The sequence below is a fragment of the Fictibacillus arsenicus genome, from assembly GCF_001642935.1.
GTDB lineage: Bacteria > Bacillota > Bacilli > Bacillales > Fictibacillaceae > Fictibacillus > Fictibacillus arsenicus_B.
In genome coordinates, this window is the sequence record NZ_CP016761.1 from 3,794,210 (window position 1) to 3,818,425 (window position 24,216).

At 43.1% G+C, this 24,216-nt stretch carries 25 protein-coding genes; 11 read left to right on the forward strand and 14 right to left on the reverse strand.

Annotation, left to right across the window (positions count from 1 at the left end; translation table 11 throughout):
* Positions 1-28 precede the first annotated feature (28 nt).
* Positions 29-877, forward strand: a complete 849-nt coding sequence (locus tag ABE41_RS19170) for a MurR/RpiR family transcriptional regulator (protein WP_066293927.1) — start codon at positions 29-31, stop codon at positions 875-877.
* Positions 878-892: 15 nt separating this feature from the next.
* Positions 893-1,360, forward strand: a complete 468-nt coding sequence (locus ABE41_RS19175; RefSeq protein WP_066293929.1) for a GNAT family N-acetyltransferase — start codon at positions 893-895, stop codon at positions 1,358-1,360.
* Positions 1,361-1,611: 251 nt separating this feature from the next.
* Here the strand turns inward: ABE41_RS19175 and ABE41_RS19180 are convergent, their stop codons facing one another.
* The 4 genes from ABE41_RS19180 to ABE41_RS19195 form a co-directional block, all read right to left on the reverse strand.
* Positions 1,612-2,184 (reverse strand): TIGR01440 family protein, encoded by a 573-nt coding sequence (locus ABE41_RS19180; protein ID WP_066293931.1) that lies wholly within the window; start codon positions 2,182-2,184, stop codon positions 1,612-1,614.
* Between the two features lie 34 nt (positions 2,185-2,218).
* Positions 2,219-2,659, reverse strand: coding sequence for a ribose 5-phosphate isomerase B (rpiB, locus tag ABE41_RS19185; RefSeq protein WP_066293933.1), 441 nt, complete (start codon positions 2,657-2,659; stop codon positions 2,219-2,221).
* A gap of 105 nt (positions 2,660-2,764) precedes the next feature.
* Complete coding sequence (locus ABE41_RS19190; RefSeq protein ID WP_066293935.1) at positions 2,765-3,376, reverse strand: low molecular weight protein arginine phosphatase; 612 nt, start codon at positions 3,374-3,376, stop codon at positions 2,765-2,767.
* Between the two features lie 97 nt (positions 3,377-3,473).
* Positions 3,474-4,016 carry a manganese efflux pump MntP gene (locus ABE41_RS19195; RefSeq protein ID WP_066294982.1) on the reverse strand — a complete coding sequence of 181 codons (543 nt, stop codon included), beginning with the start codon at positions 4,014-4,016 and terminating at the stop codon, positions 3,474-3,476.
* Between the two features lie 198 nt (positions 4,017-4,214).
* Between ABE41_RS19195 and ABE41_RS19200 the strand changes: the two genes are divergently transcribed.
* On the forward strand, positions 4,215-6,437 hold the full coding sequence (locus ABE41_RS19200; protein WP_066293937.1) for a PAS domain S-box protein: 2,223 nt from the start codon (positions 4,215-4,217) through the stop codon (positions 6,435-6,437).
* Positions 6,438-6,729: 292 nt separating this feature from the next.
* Here ABE41_RS19200 and ABE41_RS19205 read toward each other — a convergent pair whose 3' ends face one another.
* From ABE41_RS19205 to spoIIR, 3 genes are all read right to left on the reverse strand, one after another.
* Complete coding sequence (locus ABE41_RS19205) at positions 6,730-7,788, reverse strand: L-threonylcarbamoyladenylate synthase (protein ID WP_066293939.1); 1,059 nt, start codon at positions 7,786-7,788, stop codon at positions 6,730-6,732.
* A 123-nt stretch (positions 7,789-7,911) separates the two neighbouring features.
* On the reverse strand, positions 7,912-8,352 hold the full coding sequence (locus ABE41_RS19210; RefSeq protein ID WP_066293940.1) for a GNAT family N-acetyltransferase: 441 nt from the start codon (positions 8,350-8,352) through the stop codon (positions 7,912-7,914).
* A 434-nt stretch (positions 8,353-8,786) separates the two neighbouring features.
* Complete coding sequence (gene spoIIR / locus ABE41_RS19215; protein WP_066293941.1) at positions 8,787-9,443, reverse strand: stage II sporulation protein R; 657 nt, start codon at positions 9,441-9,443, stop codon at positions 8,787-8,789.
* 388 nt (positions 9,444-9,831) lie between these two features.
* Here spoIIR and ABE41_RS19225 point away from each other — a divergent pair, with 388 nt between their 5' ends.
* Genes ABE41_RS19225 through rbsB form a run of 6 tightly spaced genes read left to right on the forward strand, consistent with a single transcriptional unit; the run spans position 9,832 to position 15,468 of the window.
* Positions 9,832-10,821 carry a LacI family DNA-binding transcriptional regulator gene (locus ABE41_RS19225; RefSeq protein WP_066293945.1) on the forward strand — a complete coding sequence of 330 codons (990 nt, stop codon included), beginning with the start codon at positions 9,832-9,834 and terminating at the stop codon, positions 10,819-10,821.
* Positions 10,814-11,692, forward strand: a complete 879-nt coding sequence (gene rbsK, locus ABE41_RS19230; protein WP_066293948.1) for a ribokinase — start codon at positions 10,814-10,816, stop codon at positions 11,690-11,692. Before ABE41_RS19225 ends, rbsK begins: the two co-directional genes overlap by 8 nt.
* On the forward strand, positions 11,689-12,084 hold the full coding sequence (gene rbsD / locus ABE41_RS19235) for a D-ribose pyranase (protein ID WP_066293951.1): 396 nt from the start codon (positions 11,689-11,691) through the stop codon (positions 12,082-12,084). Before rbsK ends, rbsD begins: the two co-directional genes overlap by 4 nt.
* A gap of 15 nt (positions 12,085-12,099) precedes the next feature.
* A complete protein-coding gene (locus ABE41_RS19240) occupies positions 12,100-13,581 on the forward strand; it encodes a sugar ABC transporter ATP-binding protein (RefSeq protein WP_066293952.1) in 1,482 nt (493 codons plus the stop codon).
* Position 13,582: 1 nt separating this feature from the next.
* A complete protein-coding gene (gene rbsC, locus ABE41_RS19245; protein ID WP_066293953.1) occupies positions 13,583-14,539 on the forward strand; it encodes a ribose ABC transporter permease RbsC in 957 nt (318 codons plus the stop codon).
* An 11-nt stretch (positions 14,540-14,550) separates the two neighbouring features.
* Positions 14,551-15,468, forward strand: coding sequence for a ribose ABC transporter substrate-binding protein RbsB (rbsB, locus tag ABE41_RS19250; protein WP_066293956.1), 918 nt, complete (start codon positions 14,551-14,553; stop codon positions 15,466-15,468).
* Between the two features lie 155 nt (positions 15,469-15,623).
* Here rbsB and prmC read toward each other — a convergent pair whose 3' ends face one another.
* The 3 genes from prmC to ABE41_RS19265 form a co-directional block, all read right to left on the reverse strand.
* A complete protein-coding gene (gene prmC, locus ABE41_RS19255) occupies positions 15,624-16,484 on the reverse strand; it encodes a peptide chain release factor N(5)-glutamine methyltransferase (protein WP_066294983.1) in 861 nt (286 codons plus the stop codon).
* A gap of 7 nt (positions 16,485-16,491) precedes the next feature.
* Complete coding sequence (gene prfA, locus ABE41_RS19260) at positions 16,492-17,565, reverse strand: peptide chain release factor 1 (RefSeq protein WP_066293958.1); 1,074 nt, start codon at positions 17,563-17,565, stop codon at positions 16,492-16,494.
* Between the two features lie 110 nt (positions 17,566-17,675).
* A complete protein-coding gene (locus ABE41_RS19265) occupies positions 17,676-17,969 on the reverse strand; it encodes a winged helix-turn-helix transcriptional regulator (RefSeq protein ID WP_156774362.1) in 294 nt (97 codons plus the stop codon).
* A gap of 163 nt (positions 17,970-18,132) precedes the next feature.
* Here ABE41_RS19265 and ABE41_RS19270 point away from each other — a divergent pair, with 163 nt between their 5' ends.
* Positions 18,133-18,420: a hypothetical protein gene (locus ABE41_RS19270; protein WP_066293965.1), complete on the forward strand. Its 288-nt coding sequence runs from the start codon at positions 18,133-18,135 to the stop codon at positions 18,418-18,420.
* A 239-nt stretch (positions 18,421-18,659) separates the two neighbouring features.
* Here the strand turns inward: ABE41_RS19270 and ABE41_RS19275 are convergent, their stop codons facing one another.
* The 3 genes from ABE41_RS19275 to ABE41_RS19285 all read right to left on the reverse strand — a co-directional run bounded on the left by ABE41_RS19275 (position 18,660) and on the right by ABE41_RS19285 (position 21,044).
* A complete protein-coding gene (locus tag ABE41_RS19275) occupies positions 18,660-19,802 on the reverse strand; it encodes a S8 family peptidase (RefSeq protein WP_066293966.1) in 1,143 nt (380 codons plus the stop codon).
* Between the two features lie 231 nt (positions 19,803-20,033).
* On the reverse strand, positions 20,034-20,678 hold the full coding sequence (locus ABE41_RS19280) for an MOSC domain-containing protein (protein WP_083207892.1): 645 nt from the start codon (positions 20,676-20,678) through the stop codon (positions 20,034-20,036).
* Between the two features lie 39 nt (positions 20,679-20,717).
* On the reverse strand, positions 20,718-21,044 hold the full coding sequence (locus ABE41_RS19285) for a hypothetical protein (protein ID WP_066293968.1): 327 nt from the start codon (positions 21,042-21,044) through the stop codon (positions 20,718-20,720).
* Positions 21,045-21,196: 152 nt separating this feature from the next.
* Here ABE41_RS19285 and ABE41_RS19290 point away from each other — a divergent pair, with 152 nt between their 5' ends.
* Positions 21,197-22,528, forward strand: coding sequence for an FAD-dependent oxidoreductase (locus ABE41_RS19290; RefSeq protein ID WP_066294984.1), 1,332 nt, complete (start codon positions 21,197-21,199; stop codon positions 22,526-22,528).
* Between the two features lie 81 nt (positions 22,529-22,609).
* Here ABE41_RS19290 and ABE41_RS19295 read toward each other — a convergent pair whose 3' ends face one another.
* Positions 22,610-24,145, reverse strand: coding sequence for an IS1182 family transposase (locus ABE41_RS19295; protein ID WP_066292246.1), 1,536 nt, complete (start codon positions 24,143-24,145; stop codon positions 22,610-22,612).
* Between the last annotated feature and the right edge of the window lie 71 nt (positions 24,146-24,216).

Below are 24,216 nucleotides of genomic sequence, written 5' to 3' on the forward strand. Positions count from 1 at the left end.
TAACCTTTTCTTAAAAAGGAGTCTACCTATGAATCACTTGTCTTGTATTTTACGAATAAAATCATCCTATTTTTCTTTTAGCGAAAAAGAAAAGCAAATCGCAGACTACGTCTTGAAAGATCCTAAACAGATGGTTCATAAAAGCATCAATCAAGTCGCAGATGATCTTGATGTTGCTGATGCAACGGTTTTCCGGTTCTGTAAGCGATTGGGGTATAAAGGCTACCAAGCAATGAAGATTGCCCTTGCCGCAGATATCGTGACCCCAATAAAAGATATCCACGAGCAGATCTTGGAATCGGATGCTGAGATTGATATTGCGTCAAAAGTAGTAAAATCCAATATCCGTACATTAGAAGAAACGTTAAATATCCTGAACAGCGACGTTTTAGACCGTGCAGTTTCTGTTTTGAATGCGGCACGGAAAATCGATTTCTATGGAAACGGCGGCTCAGGTGTCATCGCAATGGACGCTCATCATAAATTTATCCGGACGGGTAAAAGCAGCTCCGCATACAGTGACACTCATATGCAGCTCATGTCCGCCTCCCAGCTGACTGAGAAGGACGCAGCGGTGTTCATCTCTCATTCAGGGACGAACAAAGATCTTCTGGAGGTTCTTTCCGTTGCGAAGGAAAACGGCGCTGTCTGCATCGCGATAACAAACTATGCGACGACACCATTAAGCAAACAAGCGGATCTTGTTTTTTATACGGTCTCAGAAGAAACCGCTTACAGATCAGAAGCGTTGTCATCCAGAATCGCACAGCTTACGATTGTTGATCTGTTATTCGTAAACTTTATGATGAAAAATAAAGATAGAGTGCAGGATTCTATTCAAAGAATGCGAAATGCTATCTCTATTAAAAAAATGTAAAAGGGGAAATTAAAAATGGCCGCTTTTCAAATACGTCCTGTCGTAAAAGAAGATCTCGAGCAGCTGAAAAATTTGATGCTCGCTTATATTGTTGATTTTTATAAGGGTAAAAAGCCTGAGGATACGCAATTGGAGAATCATATTTTGCACCTGCTGAACTCTGAGGAAGCAGGAACACAATTTGTGGTGGTTGGCGATAACGGGGAACTTGCCGGGTTCGCTACACTCTATTTCTCGTTCAGCACCACTCGTGTGCAAAAAATCGCTATTTTGAACGATCTTTTTGTAGATTCAGAGTATCGCGGATCAGGACTGGGCGAAAAATTGTTTAAGCATGTCCTGGAATATACGAAAAATGAAGGCTATGCGTACATGACTTGGCAAACAGCAGTCGATAATACATCTGCACAAGCACTTTACAAGAAAATGGGCGGAAAAAACATCAATCCAGAGTGGATCCACTACGAGATCGAACATAATTAGGGGCTTGGCAGGCGCCAAGCTTCAGATCATTGGTTTTGAAGGCACCAGAACTAGCCGAAAAAAGCCCTGTTAACAGTAATCCCACGAAAAACACCCATGAATCCACGAGTTTTGGTCCTGAATCCAAAAATTTTGGTGCTGAATCCAAAAGTTTTGGCTGTTTATCCACGAGTCTAAAATCCTCGACACAGCTCGACAGCAGCTTACCCCCAAAAATCATATAAAAAGCCCTCACCAGAGGGCTTTCCTAATTAAAAACACCGTATGTCTTCTTTGCTCGGATAGACCGCGCGTTCGCCGCCGATTAGCTTCGGGCGGGTTTTCGCCAGCGTCACATGTGCCGCGCCCACCTTCTTCACTTCGCTTCGAACCGGCACTGCGACATGCTTCAGGTGCATACCGATAAAGGTGTCACCGATGTCGATGCCTGCATCGGCTTTTATATATTCAACGATCACGGGTTCGTTCATATGGTGATAGGCATGTGTAGCCAATGCACCGCCGGCCGATCTAGCCGGAACAACCCGAACTTCTTCATAGCCTCTTTTTTCTGCTTCTTCCCGCTCCATGACGAGGGCGCGATTCAAGTGTTCACAGCACTGAATTGCAAGTGCAACTCCTGTTTCCTCTTGAAACGCTATGATACCGCGGAATAGTGCACCCGCTGTATCCATCGTGCCTGATGTGCCAATTCGTTCACCAATTACTTCGCTCGTACTTGCGCCTACTACTAATAATTGAGAAGATTTTAATTGTGCATGCTTTTGCAGATCTTGCAAAACATTCAGGACTTGGTCTTCGATTTGTTGGAGCTCGTCGCTCATTTGATGGTCTTCCCTTCATATTATGGGTTTATTGCTATTGGCCTTCGTATTGAGAGATTTTACCCACACGGCGTCCGTGGCGTCCGCCTTCATATTCTGTCGTCAGCCATACTTTTGCAATTTCCAAAGCGAGACCTGGACCGATCACACGTTCACCCATGGCAAGTACATTGCTGTCATTATGCTGTCTCGTTGCCTTTGCACTGAACAGATCATGAACAAGCGCGCAGCGGATTCCTTTAACCTTGTTTGCTGCAATACTCATACCGATTCCCGTTCCGCAAATTAAGATTCCGCGATCTGCTTCGCCGTTTGCTACTTTTTCTGCTACAGGAATAGCATAGTCCGGGTAATCTACAGATGTCGTGCATTCACAGCCAACATCTTCTACTTCCATTCCCAGCTCTTCGATCAGGGCTATAATTTCTTTTCGTAATTCAACTCCGGCGTGATCTGAACCTATTGCTACTTTCATGTTGCCTGCACCTGCTCTCTCATACTTTTTTCCATTATATTCTTAACTAGTACCCTATTCAATGCCACTTCACGCCCATTTAGGACAGCCTCATTCGAATATGATTCACTCTTTAGTTCTATCGTCTTTTTTCACTAATTTTTCAATAAGCGCTTCAATTTCGTCCCTTGTTTCCTGATAAAGATGTAAAGGACCGCCGAACGGGTCTGAAATGTCGAGTGACGGGACAGAATTCTCAAGCTTCATCCGCTTTTCAACGAGCGGCCTCACTTCTTTTTCGAACTCTTTTTTCACATCTTCACTGTTATGGTCTTTTGACATATATTGCAGTTTCAGCATTTCAATTTCTGTATATAACTCGTAAATCTCTTCAATTTTCTTCAGATCCTCGTCGTCCATCACGTATTCTTTTAGCGTATATGTTTTGTTGACAGCATCCGGCCATCTTCCAACGAGGGCATGCTTATGATTTTCAGTCATCGTTAAAATAAGATCTGCCCACTCGATCAAGTAATCGGAAACACCCTGTGACTGGTGGTTCTCTTTGATCTTTCTCTCAGAAAGAGCCTGTGTTGCATTCGAGCTCATAACAGCGCCGTTTCCAGCAAATACTCCTGCAGACTTCACGTGGAATCTTCCCTTTCCTTTTTCCCTTAAAATCGCTTCAGCCATCGGACTTCGGCAAGTATTTCCTGTACAAATAAATAATACGTTCATCGAGTGTTCACCTCATATTCTAGCTTTCCCTATTTTTATAGAGAGTAACGTTTTTATTAGTATATCACCGGATTCTTATAGAAATAAATTTTACCAGTTAAAAAGGAAAAAGAATCTTTACGCCAAACGCGAGCAGGATGCAGCCGCCTAAAGCCTCGCTGTAGGAACCGAGCCATTTCTGCACTTTCTTCCCCATCATCAGTCCGCACCATGTAAGAAGCATGCTCATCATCCCGAACATAAAAATAGTCAGCCACGTTTTTGCGCCGTAGATTCCTAAACTAAGACCAACAGAAAAACTGTCGAGAGAAGCGCTCAATGCAAAAACAAGCAGACCGAAGCCAACTGGCCGAACAAACGGCTCATCGTCTTTTGAAAACGAAGAGCGGATCATCGTCACACCCAGTATAACGAGAAGGATCCCTCCCACTACTCCTGCGATACCGCCAAAATGAACAGATATCTCTTTGCCGATCGTCATCCCCCCAAGCGGCATAAGCATGTGGAAAAGACCGATCGTAATTCCTATTTTCATAATTTGCTTTATTCGAAGTGAAAGCATTCCCATCCCCAGCCCAATCGAAAAGGCGTCCATACCGAGTGCGATGGACATAAACCATAGTGTCATCCATTCCCCCATCGTTGCCAAATAGTTCCCACTCCTTTATCCATCATACTTTCAGCCTATGCATGTCTACTTTTAAAAAGACTAAAAAATAAACAAGCTGTTTAAACGTTTAAAAATTGCACACTTTACAGCGGCATAGGAAGGGAAAACGCAAGGGAGTAGCGTATATAAAAGAGATATAAACCTGTTCGAAAAAAGGGAGGAACAAGCATGGTCCATAACGTACCGGCCATTCCGGCAGCAGGAGAAAACATATGGCGGTTTTCTCCGTTCAAAACCGGTATTTCCCGCCAAAAAAGCATGACCTTTCGATTTATAAAGCAGGATGATGAGATCATCATGACCGAGAGCCAGGGTGAGCTTTTTGACATGTTCGGTCTCAAACAGGAAAACGTTCTGCAAAAAAGAATAGAAGATATCTTTCCGCAAGATATGGCCGTTTTTAAGAGAGAAGTTTACGAGAGAGCGTTAAAGGGAGAAAGTCTGACGTACGAATCGAAGCTGAACGGCATTCCTTTTCTAGCAGCAATCGGTCCGATTTATAAAGATGGTGCTGTTTCTGAAGTTTACGGGTTTTGCGTGGATCTAAGCGAAAGGGTACAGGTAGAAACACAGCTCGCTGAAAGTGAACAGCGATTCAGGTCATTGATGGACCATAACATCGATGCCTTGTTCTCACTCGATCTGGACGGCAAATTCACTACAGTAAATAAGGCTTGTACCGATTTGACAGGTTACAGCGAAACCGAGCTCCTTAACATGACGTTCGATCCCCTAATAATGCCAGAACGAAAATCGATTGCGATCGAACAGTTTAATGACGCTTTAAATGGCAACTCTAAAATGCATGAAACACGCATTCGGCAGAAAAACGGAGAGATCCGCCAGATCACCTTTACCCTTACGCCTATTATCGTGCTGAACAAAATACATGGTGTATTTGGAATCGCGAAGGATGTTACAGCCAAAAGAGAAGCGGAAAAAGAGCTGAGAGAAACAAAGGATCTGCTTGAGTCTGTTATCTATCATTCAAGTGACGCCATTTCCGTTGTGCATTTAACGAATTATTCCGTAAAAGTGAACCCAGCTTTTGAGCTGATCTACGGATGGTCGCAAAGTGAACTGAACGACGATCTCTCTTCACACATGCTGCCGATCGTTCCTAAAGACAAAGCCGCAGAATCCGAAAGGCTGATGACGATCGTTAAACATGGCGGGTATGTAAAAGGCGTCGAAACGATCCGGCTGACAAAAAGCGGCAAACGCCTTAATGTGAGCCTTTCTCTAAGCCCTATTTACGGAGAGAATGGTGATGTAGTTGCCTTATCCGCTATTTCAAGGGATATCACAGAAAAAAAATTAAAAGAAAAAGCATTAAAAGAAAGCGAAGAAAAGTACCGGATTATCGCTGAGAACACGACTGATTTAATAGGAGTTGTAGACCTTGAGGGGAACGTAAAATACTTCTCACCTTCAAACAGGCTGCTGCTCGGCTTCGATCCGTCCATTTATGATGGGAAAAAGATTCAAGGCTTCTTCCATTCAGATGACAGACCAAAAGTGAAATTCGCGATCAACGAGATGGTCCAGACGCAAAAGCCTGTGAAATTTGAGGTAAGATGCAAGCATGCACACGGTCATTGGGTAACCCTTGAAGCGAACGCAACCCCAATCATCAATGATCTTGATCAGCCAGAATCCTGTGTGGTTGTTGCCCGCGACCTTACTGAACGGAAAAAAACCGAGGAAATGCTCAGAAAATCAGACAAGCTCTCTGTACTCGGGCAGCTAGCAGCAGGTGTGGCACACGAGATCCGCAACCCGCTTACTTCAATTAGAGGGTTCTTACAGCTTCTCCAGTCAAAAGCATCAGAAGACAAAGATTATTACGAGATCATGCTCTCAGAAATCGACCGAATCAACAGCATCGTAGGAGAGTTCATGCTGCTCGCGAAGCCGCAAGCCATGAATTTCACGAAAACAGACTTGAGGGATCTGCTCAGACATGTCATCTCGATCCTTGATACCCAAGCCATATTAACGAATGTTCAGATTTACTTTGAAAGTGAACCTGATCTACCTGAAATCTGGTGTGTGGATAATCAGATCAAGCAAGTGTTTGTGAACATGCTGAAAAACGCAATTGAAGCGATGCCGACAGGCGGCTCCGTACATATTCACCTGCGAAAGCAAGAAAATCACGTAATCGCGTCCTTTATCGATCATGGCTGCGGAATTCCTGAAGAGCGTTTAGCGACACTCGGTGAACCTTTCTATACGACAAAGGATAAAGGAACAGGTCTCGGCCTTATGATCTGTTATAAAATTGTGGAAAACCACCACGGAAAAATTTTAATCGACAGCAAAATTGATGAAGGAACGACTTTCTCGATCATGCTGCCGATTCATAAAAATAAGCCTGTGTCGCAATAGACACAGGCTTTTCTTTATGGTTAGTTGCTATTAGACACTGTTGATTTCCGCTCCAGGATGCTCGCTTTCCGCGGGGCGGTCGGTGAGTCCCCTCGAGGTCTGTCTTCATTTTTAATTGCTTTGAGCGAAAAAGGAAGATTTTGAGCGAAACTAGAGGTAGTTTGAGCGAAACTAGATGATCTTGAGCGTAACTCGGTTTTTTTGAGCGTAACTCAAAGAATCTGAGCGAACGTGTAATAAATATAAGAACACGTACCGTAAAATTACATCAGCTAAGTTCAATTGGCTAAACTTATTGTTCTTTTATGATGTTGCCGCCAGCTGATTTTTCGAGCCGGTTCATAATAGCCACTCCAACTCCTGTTTTCGGGAACACTTCCCCAAAAATCTGATCGACGCTGGCTTCATTAAATGATCGGAGTGCTTCATATAAATGCTGAGCAACCGTTTCGGGATTCTCTCTTCTTCCAGCAGGAATTACGCAATCTGCTCTATAAAAATCCACTCTTTCATCCGTAGTCAGGATTCCGATTTTCTTCCCGGCAGCTCTTTCTTTATCCACAAGCTGCTGCAAAAAATCAGGACTTCCATCCACAAGAACAAACGGAGCATCCGGTGCATAGTGCGTATATTTCATGCCTGGTGACCGCGGAGCCAGTTTTTCGTTCTGAATGCCTGGGTCGATCATGACATTTCCGGTACCTACAACGTGTTCCAAATCCTCAAATGTTACTCCGCCTGGCCTTAGAATGGTCACCGTCTCATCCGTACACTCAACGACGGTCGATTCTACACCGACTCCTGTAGAGCCTCCGTCCACAATTCCAGGAATTTTTCCTTTTAAATCTTCGTATACGTGGTTCGCTGTAGTCGGACTAGGTTTGCCTGATAAGTTCGCACTCGGTGCAGCAAGCGGTACACCTGAAGCTTCAATAACAGCAAGAGCTATCGCGTGGTTTGGCATTCTAACCGCAACTGTGGATAACCCCGCCGTTACTTTTTCACTCACGTCTTTACCTTTCGGCAGTACAATCGTAAGCGGACCTGGCCAAAAGGCATCCATCAGTTTTTGGGCATTTAAAGGTATAGAAGATACGAGACCCTTGAGCTGCTTTCGGTCTGATATGTGGACAATGAGCGGATTGTCACTCGGTCTGCCTTTTGCTTCAAAAATTCTTGCTATCGCATGGTCGCTTTGAGCGTTACCTGCCAGTCCATAAACCGTTTCAGTCGGCAAAGCAACCACTTCATTTTGTTTTATCCACAAGGAAGCCTGAATAACATGTGGATGCTTTATTAAATTTTCTTCAAAGTTATCCACAGTCCAGCGTTCCGTTTGGAATGATTTCATGGTTTGAATCCCTTTCTATTACTCAGGTCGACAACCTTTTAAAAGGTCGATCCACAAAACTTTTATATCCACAGAGTTATGCACAATTTGTCGCGAATTGTGGACAAGTTGTTGACAAACTCATCAAGAATCTAACGCATACGCTAAAAGTTCTGCTCCTGATGCTGCATTATTTTTAACATGATCGGCATTTTCAATATGAGGAGGCACTTTATCTTTCGGAATGACTTTAAAAGACAGCGATTCAAACATATGCACAGCCTTCGTGAGTAAATAAAGTGTTTCGACTCCCTTATCTTTTGAGTATACCAAAATTTTATCGATGAGTTTAAGGAGAAGGGATTCAGAAGAATATTTCTGCTTCAGTACGAAAGAACGCAGCAACCCGTCGTTACCGATGCGTTCAAGTCCTACCGTTCCGATCGTCTCCCCTTCATCATTCACGACAACAAGATAGTTTTCAATGCTGTCTTTGATTCCTTCTGACTGAAGTCCAGCTTTTCCAACAAGCTGCAATAAATCCTTTGCCTCATGCTGCATAGCCTGCCTTAAAATAATCGTCATCTTCAACTCTCCCCTGTTTTTATATAGATTCTTTTCTAAAGGTTATTTCTTAAATTTTGTTTAAAGGCTCTTCTCTACAAGATTGTTGCTTTTGAATCGTTTTTTCATTTTCATCATTGGCAAGTTTATTGGAGTGCAAGGTGCGAGACTCCTCGAAAATGAAAAATCACATTTTCTTCGTGCGATGTAACGCTGACGAAGCCTTCCTTGTCCTGCGGGATCAGCGGGACAGGTGAGACTCCTAATGGTGCATAGCGCCAAGGAGGCTCACCGCACGCCCCGCGGAAAGCGAGCATCCTGTAACGGAAATCAACCACTTTCAAGGGCTGCAAATTTTACTGAAACCGTCTAGTTAAAAAAGAAGGCAGACCTTTGGAGGCTTACCTTCTTCATTTTCTATAATCTATGAAAATAGGGAGGAACTTATGCACAATTTAAGAGAATAACGACCCTACTGCACTTACAAGGCTATCAAACAACTCTACGACGAAGAATTTCGTCTGGATTTCTTCCGTTTCATCCGCCTCTTCAGCAGAAACTGTTTCGGTTTTATCACTTTTGCCTTCTTTGTTTTCTTTTACAGCATCTCCGTTTTCAAAGTCCAGGAAACATAATGGCGGGAAAAGCACACACCACCAGTTCTTACCTTCGCCTTCTCCAAGCGTAATAAGTACTGCTTCGTATTGACCTGCCGGATAAATATAGTCGCCATACATTTTAGTAGGAAACGCCACTTTGTTCAGCTCTACTGAAAATGTCTTTTCGATGCCCGCATCGTTCAGTTTGTTTTGAACGATCTCTTCGATTGCTGGAAGCTGCTTGCGGATGATTTCGCGTGCTTCGCTTAATGTTGATAGTTCATCAACCCATGTTGTGATCTGTGCGTTAACTTCATCACGGATATCACGCTTCAGTTTTTGATCGGCAGCCGTGTTGCTGTTTGCTAAAATGCGAAGTCTGATTGAGTCTTCCGGTATCTTAACAGAGGCATTCATTGTCGCGTTTGCCACTTTTGTTTGTGTTTCAAAGAATAAGAACATCACCGCTAAAGATATAAGAATAAGAATAAAGAAATGATTGCGTTTTTTCATCGTTTTTTCCTCCCCTTCGTCTCTAACCACAGTTTGGTCAGTGTAAGAAAAAAACATACTAGCAAACTACTAAAATCTTTTCTGTCCGTTTCGACAAAGGTTTCGTCAAAACTTCTTACAAGAAGCGGTTGATTTCCGCTCGAGGATGCTCGCTTTCCGCGGGGCGTGCGGTGAGCCCACTCGTCGCTTTGCGACATTGATAGGTCTCACCTGTCCCGCAATCCCGCAGGAGTCTCGCACCTTGCGCTCCAATCAACTTGCAATGAAGTTTCACAAAGCTATCTAAAAGATGCTTCAACGAAAGAAATAATTACCAGCTTGCTTTACGTCAAAAACCATGTTAATTTAAATGTGTAAACGGTTACATACAAGAAGGGAGGCGACGCTGTTGGCTACAATTCGAGACGTAGCAAAGGAAGCAGGAGTATCGGTTGCTACGGTTTCCCGTGTTCTGAATGAAACAGGATATGTTCACGAAGATACACGAAAACGCGTAACGGGAGCGATGAAAAATTTAAATTACAGTCCAAATGAAGTGGCCCGCTCCCTTTATAAGAAAAAATCAAAACTGATCGGCCTTTTGCTGCCTGATATTACAAACCCTTTCTTCCCACAGCTTGCAAGAGGCGTGGAAGATGAATTGCAGAAAGGCGGCTATCGGATTCTTTTCGGAAACAGTGATGAAAACGCAGAAAAAGAGCTGGATTACTTAAACACCTTTATTCAGAACAATGTTGTCGGTATCATTTCTGCGACCAATAATAAAAGCAAAACGAATTATGATGGCTTGTCCATTCCCGTCGTCTTTTTAGACCGGACATCGAGCGACTATCCATCCGTTTATGCGGACGGTAAAGAAGGCGGAAGGATCGCAGCCGGGGAAATCGTAAAGCGCGGAAGCAAACGGATCACCCTTTTAAAAGGACCTGCTCACATACAGCCAGCGCTAGATCGATTTCAAGGAGCACTAGAAGAGTTAAGCCGCTCGGACATTGATTTTCATGTCATGTCTACTACATCATTTGCATTTGAAGATGCAGAGAAATGGGCAAAAGAGCTTTTTTCCATGTATCCAGACACAGACGGAGTGCTCGCAAGCAACGACATCGTCGCAACTGCTATCCTGCATGAAGCTCTAAGACTTGGCAAAGCAATTCCTGAAGACATTCAGATCATCGGGTTTGATGACATTCCGCAAAGCAGCTTGCTGTTCCCTTCCCTTTCTACCATACGCCAGCCTGCATATGAGATGGGAAAAGAAGCGGTTCAGCTTTTAATTAAACTGATCAATAGTGAACCCGTGCATCAGCAGCACATTCAGATGCCAGTTACTTTTATAGAAAGACATACCACAAGAAAGGTTGATACGAATGGTTAAGATTGCAGTAATCGGAAGTTCTTCGATGGATCTAGTCGTTACTTCTGACAAACGCCCTGGTGCGGGTGAAACGGTTTTAGGATCTTCATTTAAAACAGTACCAGGAGGAAAAGGCGCGAATCAAGCAGTAGCAGCCGCACGATTAGGTGCAGACGTATACATGATCGGCTGTGTCGGGGACGATCATTACGGGTCGGCTATTTTAGAAAACTTTAAACAAAATGGTGTAGATGTAACAAATGTGGAACCGGTTACAGATACAGAAAGCGGAACGGCTCACATCATTTTAGCTGAAGGCGACAACAGCATCGTAGTTGTAAAAGGCGCAAACGACCATGTGACGCCTGACTATGTTGGTAAATCGCTAGGAACTATTGAGCAAGCGGACATGGTTCTCATCCAGCAAGAGATCCCTGAGGAAACGGTCGAATACGTAAGTGAACGCTGCAAAGAGTATGAGGTGCCTCTTTTATTGAATCCTGCCCCATCCAGACCTATATCGAAAAAAGTGATCGAAAATGCCGCTTATATTACACCAAATGAGCATGAAGCGTCCGTACTGTTTGATGGCTTATCAATTGAAGCAGCATTAAAACAATATCCAAACAAAGTATTTATAACGGAAGGAAAACAAGGCGTTCGCTATTTTGACGGTGAGAAAGAAGTCCTTGTTCCCTCTTACGAAGTGAAGATAGTCGATACAACGGGAGCTGGAGACACATTTAATGCCGCACTAGCTGTAGCGTTAGCAGAAGGAAAAAGCATCACGGACAGCCTTCGATTTGCAAATAGGGCTGCTTCCCTCTCTGTCACAAAATTTGGCGCACAAGGCGGTATGCCATTAAGAAAAGAAGTGGAGGAAACGTTATGAAACGACATGGGATCCTAAACAGTCATATCTCAAAAGTCCTAACTGATCTTGGTCATACAGATTCAATCGTCATTGCTGATGCCGGGCTGCCGATTCCAGCTCACGTTCCCCGAATTGATTTAGCACTGACACTTGGTGTACCAAGCTTTGAAGACGTAGTAAAAGCCGTTTCCGATGACTTGGTTGTTGAACACGTAATTTTGGCGAGTGAGATTCAGGAAAAGAACGTAAAAACGCTTCAATATTTGAATCAGACTTTTTCAGATAGAGACATTGAATTTGTGTCACATGAACAATTTAAAGAACTGACAAAACACGCGAAAGCCGTTATTCGAACGGGCGAAGCAACTCCGTATGCCAACTGCATTTTAAAAGCAGGTGTAATCTTCTAGAAAGGAGTGATTGTGATGCACATCCAAATGAACGATATTTACAAAGCATTTGGGGCGAACCAAGTATTATCCGGAGTGGATTTTGAACTTCAAGAAGGCGAAGTTCACGCCCTAATGGGTGAAAACGGTGCAGGTAAATCTACCATAATGAACATTTTAACGGGTCTTCATAAGCGAGATTCAGGAACGATTCAAATAGATGGACAGGAAAAGTATTTTGACAGCCCGAAAGATGCAGAGAAACATGGGGTTGCGTTTATTCATCAAGAACTGAACGTTTGGCCGGAAATGACGGTGCTTGAAAACTTATTTATCGGCAAGGAGCTGCGCTCGAGATTCGGTCTTTTAAAAACAAAAGAAATGAAAGCGCTGGCAAAAAAGCAGTTCGAAAAGCTCGCTGTTAACATTCCTTTAGACAGAAATGCAGGTCTTTGTTCAGTAGGTCAGCAACAAATGATCGAAATCGCGAAAGCCCTTATGACAAACGCAAAAGTCATCATCATGGATGAACCGACCGCTGCCCTTACTGAACGTGAAATTGAAAAGCTGTTTGAAGTCATAAACGCTCTTCGTAAAGAAGGAGTTTCTATTGTTTACATCTCGCACCGGATGGAAGAGATCTTTACCATCTGCGACCGTATTACCGTGATGCGTGACGGAAAAACAGTCGATACAAAAGTCATTTCAGAAACAAACTTTAATGATGTGGTCCGTAAAATGGTTGGCCGTGAGCTGACGGATCGTTTTCCTGAAAGAAATCCGAGTGTCGGCAAAACGATGCTCGAAGTCAAAAACGCTACAAGAAACGGCGTGTTTGAGAATGTAAGTTTCTCAGTAAAATCTGGTGAAATTGTCGGGGTGTCAGGTCTTATGGGAGCCGGCCGCACCGAAATCATGCGGGCATTGTTCGGACTCGATAAGCTGGATAGCGGTGAAATCTGGCTGGATGGCAAGAAAGCGGCAATCAAAAATCCTTATGAAGCTGTAAAATATGGCATTGGTTTTATTACGGAAGACCGCAAAACTGAGGGGCTTGTGCTCGATTTCTCTATTCGGGATAACATGGCACTTCCGAACTTAACGAGCTTTTCGAAAAAAGGATTCATTGATGATAAAACAGAGAATGAATTTGTTGACTTGTTGATTAAGAGGTTACAAATTAAAACGCAATCTGGCGAAACGAATGCGAAAGACCTTTCGGGAGGCAATCAGCAGAAAGTCGTTATCGCGAAATGGATTGGCATCGGACCAAAGGTTTTAATCTTAGATGAACCAACAAGAGGTGTTGACGTTGGTGCTAAGCGTGAAATCTATCAGTTGATGAACGAGCTTACCGATCGCGGTGTAGCGATTATCATGGTATCTTCTGAACTTCCTGAGGTGATCGGGATGAGTGACCGGATCCTCGTTGTTCATGAAGGTAAGATCAGCGGTGAGCTGGCAAAAAGCGAAGCAACGCAAGAAAAAATTATGACGTTTGCAACGGGAGGACAGTAATATGAAAACATCACCTGCAAAAGTTAATCATGTAGATAATATCACGCAGAAGCTGGGACCATTTTTAGGCTTAATAATCCTTGTCGTCATTGTATCGGTCCTGAATCCAAGTTTCTTAGAACCTCTGAATCTATTAAACCTGCTGCGGCAAGTGGCGATTAACGCACTTATTGCATTCGGTATGACATTCGTTATTTTAACGGGAGGCATTGATCTGTCGGTTGGATCGATACTTGCCCTCTCCAGTGCTTTGATGGCCGGAATGATCGTATCAGGCATGGATCCTATGCTTGCCATTTTAGTTGGCTGTTTACTCGGCGCTGTTATGGGAGCTATCAACGGCCTTTTAATTACTAAAGGCAAGATGGCGCCATTTATCGCAACACTCGCTACAATGACCATTTTCCGCGGGTTGACGCTCGTTTATACGGACGGAAATCCTATCACAGGTCTTGGCGAAAATTATTTATTCCAGCTTTTCGGACGCGGGTATTTCTTAGGCATTCCTGTACCAGCCGTTACGATGATGCTTACTTTTGCAGCGTTCTGGGTGATTCTTCACAAAACGCCATTTGGACGCAAGACATACGCGATCGGCGGAAATGAGAAAGCAGCTATCATCTCTGGAATTAAGGTAACAAAAGTAAAAGTAATGATCTACTCTCTCGCTGGACTTCTTGCGGCGCTAGCAGGAGCGATTTTAACTTCAAGATTGAACTCAGCACAGCCAACAGCAGGAACTTCATACGAACTTGATGCGATCGCTGCGGTTGTATTAGGCGGGACAAGTCTATCAGGCGGAAGAGGTCTTATCATCGGTACGCTGATCGGTGCTTTGATCATCGGAACATTGAACAATGGTCTGAATCTACTAGGTGTCTCTTCCTTCTTCCAGATGGTTGTAAAAGGTGTCGTTATCTTGATCGCCGTATTAATTGATCGTAAAAAAGCAGCATAGGAGGGTTTCAGTTGAAAAAAGTTTTAATCGTAATTCTAACGTTGTCGGTGTTTCTTTTAGGAGCTTGTTCAATGGAACCTCCTTCATGGGCAAAACCTTCGAAAAAAGGTGAAGGAGAAAAGATAAAAATCGGTTTATCTGTTTCTACTTTAAACAATCCGTTCTTCGTTTCATTGAAAAACGGCGTCGTGAAAGAAGCAAAAAAGCAAGGTGCTGAAGTTGTAGTGGTCGACGCACAGAACGATTCTGCTAAGCAAGTGAATGACGTAGAGGATTTATTGCAGCAAGGTGTTGATGCCTTACTGATCAACCCAACCGATTCAGCAGCTATTTCTACAGCTGTTCAATCCGCCAACAGCATCGGAGTTCCTGTAGTAACGTTGGACCGTTCTACAGAAAAAGGCGACGTTGCATCGTTCGTCGCATCTGATAACGTAAAAGGAGGCCAAATGGCAGCCGATTATATTGTAGAACAAATTGGTGAAGGCGCAAAAGTCGCTGAACTCGAAGGCGTGCCTGGTGCATCCGCTACACGTGAACGCGGAAAAGGATTCCATAACATTGCAGATAAAAAATTAGATGTGACTGCTAAACAAACCGCTAACTTTGACCGTACAAAAGGGTTAAACGTTATGGAAAATCTGCTGCAAGGAAATCCAGACATCAAAGCCGTATTCGCTCATAACGATGAGATGGCGTTAGGAGCACTCGAAGCAATCAACAGCTCCGGCCGCGATGTGATCGTCGTTGGCTTTGACGGAAACGAAGACGCCGTAAAAGCCGTAGAAGCAGGAAAACTAGCGGCTACAGTAGCTCAGCAACCAGAACTCATCGGAAAACTGGCTGTCGAAGCAGCATCTGACGTATTGGCAGGGAAAAAAGTAGAAAAGAAAATATCCGCACCGCTTAAATTGATGGTGAAGGAATAAAAAAAGAGGCTGACTCTATAGCTTAAAGCTTAAGAGTCAGCCCTTTTTTGTTGGAAAACCGCCCAGAAAAACAGTTATGATCCTTCATCCGGATTTATGAGCCCACACACTAAAACGAAAAGGGGACAGACCCGGGTCTGTCCCCTTTTCCCAAATTATTTCCCAATCACTGCAAACACCATACGGTCCTTACCGCTGATGTCATACTTCACGTACACTTGCGCATCTCCAAAGGTATCTTTCAGCATGCTGGCAACGGTTGCTCCCTGACCTGCACCCACTTCAAAGCCAACTAACGCTCTTTCCTTCAAAACTAGCGGCAGCTCATCCATGAACCTTCTATAAAAATCATAGCCATCTTCCCCGCCGCTCAACGCGCGCATCGGCTCTCTATCTTTTACGATTGTATCGAGAACTGCGATCTCATGATCAGGAATGTATGGTGGATTCGATACCACCACATCCAGCTCGATGCCTTTATCTATAAAAGGCTTCAGCAAATCGCCATGAAGAAACTCAACATCTGCTCCAAGCTTTCTCGCATTTCCTCGTGCTACTTCAATCGACTCTTTCGCAATGTCCACTGTGTATACTTTCAAATCCTTATTCTCAAGCGCCATCGTAACGGAAATTGCACCGCTTCCTGTCCCGATATCTGCAACAGCGACTTTCTCTTCACCAGGAAAATGTTCAGAAATCAGTGTCAGCATATGCTCCACTAATTCTTCTGTTTCAGGACGCGGGATCAGAACTTCTTCATTCACAGAAAACGTGCGGCCGTAAAAATCTTCCCTGCCTGTAATGTATTGAACGGGCTCACCATCAACATGACGTTCTACTGCCGCTTCTAGCTCTTCATACTTCTCTTCGCTTATCGGATCGTGAAGACGCATCAGCATATCCGTACGGCTTACATCACCCAAGACATGTCTCATAAGAATCTCTGCAGCAAAGGCTTCCCGATTATGGTCTGCTAAAAAAGAAGAAGCCCAGGCGAGGGCTTCATGAACTTTCATACTCATTTTACGCGTCCGCCTGTGCTTTCATCTTGCTTGTTTGATCCTCTGTGATGAGCGCTTCTACAAACTCATCCATTTTACCAAGAAGGATCTGGTCAAGCTTTTGAATTGTCAGGCCGATACGGTGATCGGTAACACGGTTTTGCGGGAAGTTGTACGTACGGATACGTTCAGAACGGTCACCTGATCCAACCGCGCTCTTACGTGTCTCATCGTACTCTTTTTGCTTTTCTTGCTGAATCTTATCATATACACGCGCACGAAGAACCTTCATCGCTTTTTCTTTGTTCTTGATCTGCGATTTTTCATCCTGACACGATACAACTGTACCTGTAGGAATATGAGTTAAACGGACCGCAGATTGAGTCGTGTTAACAGACTGACCCCCAGGACCAGAAGATGTAAACGTATCTACACGTACGTCTTTTTCATGGATTTCAACTTCAACCTCTTCCGCTTCAGGGAGAACCGCTACTGTAGCTGTGGATGTATGGATACGTCCGCCAGATTCAGTTGCTGGTACACGCTGAACACGGTGTGCACCATTCTCATACTTAAGCTTCGAATAAGCGCCAGCACCGTTGATCATGAAGATAATTTCCTTATAACCGCCAAGTTCAGTGTAAGAAGCCTCGATCACTTCAGACTTCCAACCTTGCATTTCAGCATAACGGCTGTACATGCGGTAAAGGTCGCCTGCAAACAATGCTGCCTCGTCTCCGCCTGCAGCACCGCGGACTTCGACAATAACGTTCTTGTCATCGTTCGGATCTTTTGGAAGCAATAAAATTTTCAGCTTGGCTATGAACTCTTCAATCTGATCAGAAAGACCAGAGATCTCTTCTTTTACCATTGCTGTCATTTCGGCATCAAGCTTTTCCTCAAGCATCATCTTTGCTTCGTCCAGCTGTTCTTTTGCCTCTTTATATTCACGGTAAACCGCTACAGTTTCCTGAAGAGAAGATTGCTCTTTTGAATACTCGCGCAGTTTGTTCGTATCATTAATAACTTCCGGATCACTTAATAATTCATTCAATTTATCATATCGCTGTTCGATCGTTTCTAAACGTTCTAACATGGTTTTTCACCTCTGCTTTGTATGCATAACATTATAATTATAGTCGTTATCAGCTAAACTCTCAATCTTTTTCAGGTAATAACTCTCGCCATAATCATTGTAACTATTTTCTACCCGTTTAATTCCACTTTTTCAACATGGCTTTTTCCCCATTCACTCATGTGGTTTAATGTGGCTTCTAAATCTTTTCCGTATTCCGTTAAAGAATACTCTACTTTTGGAGGTACTTGCGGATATACTTGACGATTGATCAAGCCATCAGCTTCTAATTCTCTTAGTTGAAGCGTCAGTGTTTTTTGTGACACTTTAGGAAGCAGTTTTTTGATTTCACCAAATCTTAAAACGTCGTTTTGCTGCAAATGGCATAGAATGACACCTTTCCATTTTCCGCATACCACATCCATCGTCACTTCAATTGGATGAGAATATTCTTTTCTCAAGCGAAAACACCCCTTAGTTTCATTTCGTTCCCTTAGTTACAAAAATGTACCTTCTTGCGTATGGATACTAACTCTCATTATAATAACTACGATAAGAAAAGACTATAAAAATATTGGGGACCTGCCGATGTCTAAAACGATTCGAATCGTAAAGAACGGAGAAAAAAGGAAAGTACATCCAGAGGACTTGCCTTGGGTCATCCTTCAGCTTGAAATGGGTATGGAAAAAGGACTGATTGAAATTGTTCAGCATACCCCCTCCATACGGGCTTTCAGAAAAAAAGATTATGTATTTGGATCAACCATTTTCAGCTGGAATCATAAAGAGAAAGACCAGCTTTATTTTGATTACTATCAATTTAAAGTACTTTGTGATGACTTGGACGTGAAGGTTAGATACTCAGAAGTAAGATAGAAGAATCATCAGCAAAAAAGAGGCTCCAGAAAGGAACCTCTTTTTGCATATTTTTAAAGTACTCTTGCCGCTATCAGAAGATGTTGATTTCTGCTCCAGGATGCTCGCTTTCCACGGGGCGTGCGGTGAGCCCCCTAGGCTAATCAAGCCTGCCGTGGTCTCACCTGGCACGCTGATCCCGTAGGAGTCTCGCACCTTGCGCTCCAACCAACTAGTCCCATTAAATGAGCTTATTAAAATTATCTTGTCGCTGCGTAAACATCAATTACGCCATTGCCATAATAGAACGCATCGCCAAGCGGTTTTGCCGTATTCACTAGCTTTTGACGGACTTGAACGTTTGAAAGTCCTGGGTTGCCTGCCATAATTAGCGCTGCTGCTCCTGCTACGTGCGGTGAAGCCATTGACGTTCCGTTGTAACTGTCATAGCCATTGCCTGGAACACTGCTTAAAATGTTTACCCCTGGTGCCATAACTTCAAGTTCTGAACCTACGCTTGAGAAAGAAGCACGGTTGTTGCTGGAATCCACAGCACCAACTGCCATTACTGAAGCATATTTTGCAGGATAGCCGATCGTGTTGCGCTTTCCTTTTGTTCCTGAGTTTCCGGCAGCTGCCACTACAAGAACGCCAGAGTTATATGCATTATCACAAGCTTGCTGAAGCGCTGTCGAACCAGAGCTTCCACCTAAGCTCATGTTGATGACATCCATATTGTTTGAAACAGCCCACTCAATCCCTTGAATGATTCCGCTGTATGTTCCGCTTCCAGAACTGTCTAGCACTTTTACCGCATAAAGGTCAGCTGAATAAGCTACACCAAGAACACCTGTTGTGTTATTAAGAGCCGCAACTGTACCTGCAACGTGTGTACCATGGCTGTTGCCGTCTGTCAGTGCATTAGGCTCACCTGCCACGAAGCTTGCACCTCCGCGAACGTTTAAATCTGCGTGACTAGCATCGATCCCTGTATCTAAGATTGCAACTTTTACACCTGAACCTGTGTTTCCAGTCGCATGGACTTGATTTGCTTTAATATGTGTAATGCCCCATGGCGTTGTTTGAGCTGTTGCATATGCCATGTGATCTTCTTCAACATAAGATACATTCGGGTTCTTATTAAGTGCTTCTGCTGCCGCCTCTGGCATAGAAACAAGCATCGTATCCATAAATTTGAACTGATGCTTAACTTGTCCACCCATTTTTTTAACATCATTTACTTGAGCCGTTTGAATATCTGATTTAAAACCAACGAGGAAGTTTTTCGGTCCTTTGTCAACCGTTGCAGCAGATGCAGAGAAATGGAGATTTCCTACCAATAGGGATAGGACAAACAACAAACTGAGTATAGCACTAAACGTGCGTAATACAGTTTTTTTCATTTCTTTTCCCCCAATCATGATTTTATAACAATCAAACCATGTGCTCTTGGTGGTCAGGTCCCGGGCCCGTATGTATATTTCTGAATTGTTTGACTATTACTGGATAATTGTAACATGATTGGGGATTTCAAATATTGGGAAAAAGATGTTCTTTTATATGAAATGAACAACCTTAATAAAGAACAATTTTCCCAAGTCTACAATGGAGAAAAAACTGTTACAATAAAAGTTTTAACTTTTCTTTATCAATGACTGCCTGAAATTTTCAGCCAGCTCATTCACTTCGATCAGCCGCTGGATTTTCGCCGGATCTTTTTCAAAGCCATACTTTATCTGGTTGGATTCTGTAACCGAGATGCCTGCAGAGTGTTTTTCAATTCGAACCACCTCATCACCTGCAGTAACGAGTCCTTCTTTTAATACACGAAGATAATAGCCGGTACGGCCAGTGTCCACGACTTTTTTTATCATATCAGGACGACACAGTATGGACGCCAACGTATTGCATGGCTGTCTCGGCTGTGTAATCTGTACGACCGCTTCCCCCATCTGAAAAACGTCACCAATACACACATCGTCTTCTAAAAGGCCGGACGGTGTAATATTTTCACCGAACGAAGGAATCACAAGCGGTGTTTTAAGCTGCAATTCAGCATTCCATTTTTCATAGTACTCATAAGGATAAACGCACACGGCTTGGTCTTCTCCGCCATGATGAACGGTATCTCCTACCCCGTCACCTTCAAAATGTGTTTTATGTAGGAAAACAGGTTCCTGCTGAGGAATTTTATTATATCCGGTAAAAAAGGATCTGCCCGATGCAGTAACTTGCTCTGGAAGCTTGATATTTAAAGAAACGACTTTTCCGTTCATCATCCTCACCTCAAAAAAAGCATAGCATAGGACAAAAGGAAATTAATAGGAAAATATATTTTTGCGCAGCTGCTCGTAATCCAAGCGTTCCTGATTGATTCTGATGGCTTTTGTAAGCTCTTCAATAATCACTCTTTCATCTGTTATCACATTGAACACGTATGGAATTGTTGCAAAATGCCCTAAGAAATGCGTACATCCCACATAACGGGGGTTATTTACATGCTTTTCCGTTTTATATTTTATAATAAAATTCCCCATTCCTTCATAAACAGGGTCTAAAGGTTTCTGGTCAAGTTTTTTCAGCAATGTATGTATCGGCTGAACAGGAGCATTCCAGTCTGTTCCATTTGATTTAATTTCAAGCACACTACCACCCCTTCTATTATCATAGTTCGTTTTGGAAAGCGGCTTCTTGTTGGTCAATTGCTAATATTGGCGAGGCTTTTGATACTTCACGTTACTTTTTTAAAGCCGATGGGAATAATATAATGTTAGATACATGGAAAGGAGCTGATCAAATGAAATATTGCATAATTGGAGGAGACGCAGCCGGGATGAGTGCCGCGATGCAGATCGTTCGAAATACGGAAAATGCCGACATTACCGTTCTGGAAAAAGGCGGGATCTATTCATACGGACAGTGCGGTCTCCCTTACGTCGTTGGCGGGCTGATCCCTTCAACCGAAAAATTAATTGCTAGAAGTATCGACACGTTCCGTGAAAAGTACGGAATGGATGCGCGTACTTTTCATGAAGTAAATGCAGTAGACACAGCTTCTAAAACCGTTTCCGGTGTCCATACGAAGAGTGGTGAACCTTTTGAGGTAACCTATGACAAACTTCTGATCGCGACAGGTGTAAGACCGATCATGCCTAAAGAATGGACAGGTGTTCATTTGAAAGGAATCTATCCATTAAAAACGATTCCTGATGCAGAAGAACTGATGGCTGGCCTTAAAGACGTTCAGCATGTAACGATCATCGGCGGCGGATACATAGGGCTGGAGATGGCGGAAAACGTGGCAAGACTCGGAAAAAAAGTACGCATCATACAGCGCGGCAAACAGCTAGGAAGCATCTTTGACGAAGACCTTGCGCCGCTGATCCATGAAGAAGCTGAAAAACACGGAATCGAACTTTGTCTGCAAGAGGATGTGATTGGCTTTAAAGGTGATGATCACGTTCAATTTGTAAAAACAGCGAAAAAAGATTACCCGACTGATCTCGTCATCGCAGCAGTCGGTGTTAAGCCCAATACTGATTTTTTAAAAGATACAGGGATTTTGTTGAATGAACAAGGCGTGATTGTAGTTAACGAGCGGCTGGAAACGAACGTTGAGGATGTTTATGCAGCAGGAGACTGTGCTACGCATTATCACCGGGTAAAAAAGGTGAACGATCACATTCCATTAGGAACGACGGCAAACAAGCAAGGCAGAATCGCTGGCCTGAATATGGCAGGCGTGGATAAAACATTTAAAGGAATCGTCGGGTCTTCTATCATTCAATTTATGGATCTGACTTTAGGAAAAACAGGACTTTCTAATAAAGAAGCTGAAAAACTTGGGATTCCATATGATGAAATTCGAATCACATCAAAAAGCCATGCGGGCTATTATCCGGATGCTAAAAAACTTGAATTAAAAATAACCTATCATAAAGAATCAAAAAAACTGCTAGGCGGACAGATTATAGGTGCTGAAGGCGTTGATAAACGAATCGACGTTCTTGCAACAGCACTTTATCACGAGATGGATGTGGAAGAGCTGACAGATCTGGATCTGTCTTATGCTCCTCCATACAATGGTTCATGGGATCCGGTGCAGCAAGCGGCGAGAAGGCTAAAATAGAATTTAAAAAGGGGCTGACTCAAAAGTGTAAAAACTTTTGAGGTTCAGCCTCTTTTTCTGTAAAAGTGTCTCTATATGTTTTTAGGCGGCCTTCTTGGCCGCCGATTTTAATAGGTTGTGGGCTAAACTGATCAGCCCAACCTCGATATTTACCTTCGGTAGTCCACGGAGCGAAAACCGCCGGAACGACCGATTGCCCTTGAACTGACCGAAAACACTCTCTATGTCGATTTTTCTTCTCGCATAGAGTTGTTTTCCTTCGTCTGTCCAAAGGCGTTTTTTTGCTTTCGATTTTAGTTCCTGATAGGTCTCATTCACTTGCGTACTTCTTCCATCCTTTGATGTTGTGCATTCTTTTCGAAAGGGACAACCCTCACATTCGTTACACTTATAAACTTTGATTGTGGATTCATACCCTGATTCCGTTTTTTGTTTCTTTTCCCCGGTGAGATAGAGAAGTTTGCCTGCAGCACAAGTGAACGTGTCTTTTTTTACATCATAAAACCAGTTCGATTGGTGATGAGGATTCTTCTTAAAAGACCTTTTTTGTTCTTTCTCAAACAAACCATATTTAATGTATGCTTTCTGCTTTTTCCCTTCTAAATACGCATAGTTTTCTTCAGAACCATAACCGGCATCTGCGATAATGCGTTTTGGATCAATATCAAATTTTGCTTTGACTTCTTGAAGATGCGGGATAAGACACCGTGTGTCTCCCGGGCGCTGGTGCAGGGTATACGATAAAATGAACTGATTGTTGGAGGCCATTTGCACATTATACCCGGGTTTTAATTGTCCGTTCTTCATATGATCTTCCTTCATACGCATGAAGGTCGCATCGGGATCTGTTTTGGAAAAACTTTTTCGATCGCCACATATGGATAATTGCTTCTTATATTTAAGACTTCTTGGCAGATAGTCTTTCTTCATGACCTTTACAGCTTTTTTCAGTTCTTTGTTTTTTGGTTCTTTTTCCAGTTTTTCTTCCCATTCATCTACTTTGTTTTGAATTTTCTCAGGTGAAATCACGGTCTTTTCTTTGTCTTCACAAGACGCTTCTTCTCTCCAAACACCATCAATCTGGGTGATAAGCTCTTCGACTTTCCCCTCAAGTTTTTCCTTATATTTTTCCGTACTCTTCTTCCAAACAAATGTATAACGATTGGCGTTTGCCTCAATTTTTGTACCATCTAGAAAGTAGGATTCGAGCTGAACTTGTCCTTCTTCTACTAAAAGAACGAGCACTTGTTTAAATAAATCGTCTATTAATCCTTTTAATCGTTCTGAACGAAAACGGTTAATGGTCCGGAAATCGGGTGTTTGAAAACCACTCAGCCATATTAGGGGAAGATGCACGGTTAGTTGGTGGGCAATTTCTCGCCCAGAATACATGCGCTGCGTGTAGGCATAGACCAAAACCTTCGTCATCATTTTAGGATGATACGTGCTTCGTCCACCGCCAGGATAATATTTAAGAAAATGTTCATCAGGAATACGTTCAATCATTTCGTTTACAACGCGAGCTACATTATGTAGGGGAATTAATTCACTAATATCCATTGGAAGAGTCAATTGGTCCATGTTATAATCGATGAAAGAAATATGATCATGTTTCATAAAAAAATCGCTCCTTTTAGTTGGTTGTGTTGTGGTGACTTAATCATACTAAATAGGGCGATTTTTTTATT